The following is a 2,897-nucleotide window of genomic DNA, read 5'->3' as shown; positions in this document are numbered from 1 at the left end:
CCAACGCGCCGCCGCCCGAGGCGCCGAAGGAGACCCCGAAAGCCAAAGAACCGCCGCCGCCGCCCGAGCCGCCGAAGGTAGTGGAAACGCCGCCGCCGCCGCCGATGCCCGCGCCGAAGCCGGAACCGGAACCGGAAGTCGCCGCCGTGCCGCCGCCGCCGGAGCCTAAACCGCAGGCGAAACCCGCGCCCTTGCCGAAAGAAGAACCCAAGCCGGCGGCGCCGCCAAAGCTCGCCGACAAAAAACCCAAGCACAAGCCCAAGCCGCCTGACCGGTTCGCTTCCGCATTGAAGGACCTGGCCAAAGAGCTTAAGAAGGCGGAGCCGGCGTCGCCCGCCAAGAAAGAGGCGGAGAAAAAGGAAGCCTTTGAAACACAAATCGCCAAAGCCCTGTCTTCCAAGCCGCGCCAACACGACCCGTCGCTGCCGGTCAGCATCAGCGAAATCGACATGGTGCGCAAACAGATCGAGAAATGCTGGAACCTGACATCGGGAGCCAAAAACGCGGAAGACCTGATTATTGAAATAAAAGTCGAAATGAACGCCGACGGCACGGTGCGCTCTGCCGATATCGTTGATAAGGGCCGTATGCAAAGAGACTCTTTTTTCAGCGCGGCGGCGGAAGGCGCCCTGAGAGCGGTCTTGAATCCAAACTGCCAACCGTTCAAGCTCTCGCCGGAAAAATATGACCAATGGAAGACAATGACGTTAAACTTCAATCCCAAGGAGATGCTTTGAATGAGATACGGCTGGATCACGGCGCTTGTTGTGCTTTCCCTCTTCAGCGGGGCGTGGCCGGCCGCCGCCGAGTTGAAAATCGACATCACTCGCGGCACGGTGGAGCCGCTGCCCATCGCCGTAGTCGATTTCTCCGGCAACACTCCTGATGACGCCCGTTTCGGCAAGGATATATCCGGCGTCATCGCCGATGACCTCGAACGTTCGGGGTTGTTCAAGCCCATCGACAAACGCGCTTTTATCCAGACCGACATGGCTCTCAATACGTTGCCGCGCTTCGGCGACTGGCGGGTGATCAACACCCAGGCTCTGGTCCAGGGAAGGGCCGCCATCGCTCCCGACGGCCGGCTGAAGATCGAGTTTCGGCTGTGGGACGTGTTCGCCGAGCGCCAGATGGTGGGACTGGTCTACTTCACCATACCCGACAACTGGCGGCGCGTCAGTCACATCATCGCCGACGCCATATACAAGCGCATCACCGGCGAAGAGGGCTATTTTGACACCCGCGTCGTCTATATCGCCGAAAGCGGCCCGGCCATCCGCCGGATCAAGCGGCTGGCGATCATGGACCAGGACGGCGAGAATCACCGCTTCCTCACCGACGGCTCGTCGCTGGTGCTGACGCCTCGTTTCTCCCCGGCCATGCAGGAGATCACCTACATGTCCTATTACGGCAACCTGCCCCGCGTTTATCTGTTTAATATCGACAACGGCCGTCAGGAGGTGCTGGGGGACTTTCCGGGCATGACCTTCGCGCCCCGTTTTTCCCCCGACGGCAAGAAGGTCATCATGAGCATGGCCAAGGACGGCAATTCCGAGATATACGTTATGAACCTCGGAACCCGCGTCGTAACCAAACTGACCAACCATTCCGCCATCGACACCTCGCCCAGCTATTCCCCCGACGGATCGCAAATAACCTTCAATTCCGACCGGGGAGGAACGCAGCAGCTATACACCATGGACGCCGACGGTCAGAATGTGCAGAGGATCAGCCACGGCGAAGGCCGCTACGCTACGCCTGTGTGGTCGCCGCGCGGCGACTTGATCGCCTTCACTAAAATGACCAAGGGACGCTTCTTCATAGGGGTGATGCGCACCGACGGCAGCGGCGAACGCCTGCTCGTCGAGGATTTTCTGGTGGAGGCGCCGACCTGGGCGCCCAACGGGCGCGTTTTGATGTTCTTCCGCCAGCAACGCATGGAGGCTAATAAAGGCGGCGGCGCCCAACTGTATTCAATTGACCTTACCGGACACAACGAGCGCGTAGTCATAACGCCGGTGGATGCCTCGGACCCGGCGTGGTCCCCCTTGATTCCCAACTAAATGACCACTTGAAAGTAAAAAAACGCTCATTTATAGATGCGATCTTGTAAATAACTCTTGGAATTTCCCATTTTTTTCTTTACGACTAAGAGTTTGAACATAAGATGATAGCTTGCACGGGCGTTCTGCCAATGCTTTCGTGTCTGTGGAGGCGGTAGCTGATCTGTTTCGGCGCCGCTGTCGTACCAGTCAAAAGTTCCGATGAGAGGGATATATAATGCGTTTTAAGTTTTTGAGCCTAATCGCGGCTGCGGCTTTAGTCTCCGCTTGCCAAACTGCACCGGATGAGAAAGCAGGTGCCACCGGCGGCGGGAGCGCCCCGGCTGCTGCAAGCGGCGCCGCCGGCGCGCCCACAAAAGGTTCGCAAGAAGATCTTACGATTTCTGCGGGCGACCGTGTCCACTTTGATTTTGATAAGTTCAATCTGGACGCTGGCGACAAAGCGACCCTGGACAAGCAGGCTGCATGGTTGAAAAAGAATGCGGCGGTCAGCATTACCGTTGAGGGCCATTGCGACGAACGCGGCACTCGTGAGTACAATCTGGCTCTGGGCGAGCGCCGCGCCAACTCCGTCAAGGACCACTTGGTGGCGGCAGGCGTCGGCGTTGCGCGCATCAAGATGATTTCCTACGGTAAGGAACGTCCTGTAGCCGTCGGTTCCAATGAGGAAGCATGGGCGCAGAATCGTCGCGCGGTAACCAAGGTTAATACCCCCGGCGGTTGATTGCCGTCGCTCTTTATCGGGGTTTTTTTTCGGCGCTTGCCTTACCGGGTTTATCCGGCGTGGGCAAGCGCCGTAATTTTGCCTAAATGAGATGTACAATGGCTGACGCC

At 58.4% G+C, this 2,897-nt stretch carries 3 protein-coding genes and 1 pseudogene (1 of these 4 only partly in view); 3 read left to right on the top strand and 1 reads right to left on the bottom strand.

The features are described 5' to 3' along the window. Window positions 1-304, bottom strand: a pseudogene (locus A3H92_13030) (hypothetical protein) (it extends 89 nt beyond the left edge of the window). Here A3H92_13030 and A3H92_13025 point away from each other — a divergent pair. The 3 genes from A3H92_13025 (at window position 288) to A3H92_13015 (ending at window position 2,787) form a co-directional block, all read left to right on the top strand. Next, window positions 288-737 (top strand): hypothetical protein, encoded by a 450-nt coding sequence (locus A3H92_13025; protein OHC76520.1) that lies wholly within the window; start codon window positions 288-290, stop codon window positions 735-737. The pseudogene A3H92_13030 and the gene A3H92_13025 sit on opposite strands and share 17 nt — an antisense overlap. Further along, entirely contained in the window at window positions 738-2,063 is a 1,326-nt protein-coding gene (locus A3H92_13020; GenBank protein ID OHC76519.1) for a Tol-Pal system beta propeller repeat protein TolB, read from the top strand. A 217-nt stretch (window positions 2,064-2,280) separates the two neighbouring features. After that, window positions 2,281-2,787 carry a peptidoglycan-associated lipoprotein gene (locus A3H92_13015; GenBank protein OHC76518.1) on the top strand — a complete coding sequence of 169 codons (507 nt, stop codon included), beginning with the start codon at window positions 2,281-2,283 and terminating at the stop codon, window positions 2,785-2,787. The last annotated feature ends 110 nt before the right edge of the window (window positions 2,788-2,897 follow it).

Source organism: Rhodospirillales bacterium RIFCSPLOWO2_02_FULL_58_16 (assembly GCA_001830425.1).
Taxonomy (GTDB): domain Bacteria; phylum Pseudomonadota; class Alphaproteobacteria; order Rhodospirillales; family 2-02-FULL-58-16; genus 2-02-FULL-58-16.
The sequence above is the reverse complement of the archived record's forward strand: the minus strand, read 5'-3'. Positions and strand labels throughout refer to the sequence as shown.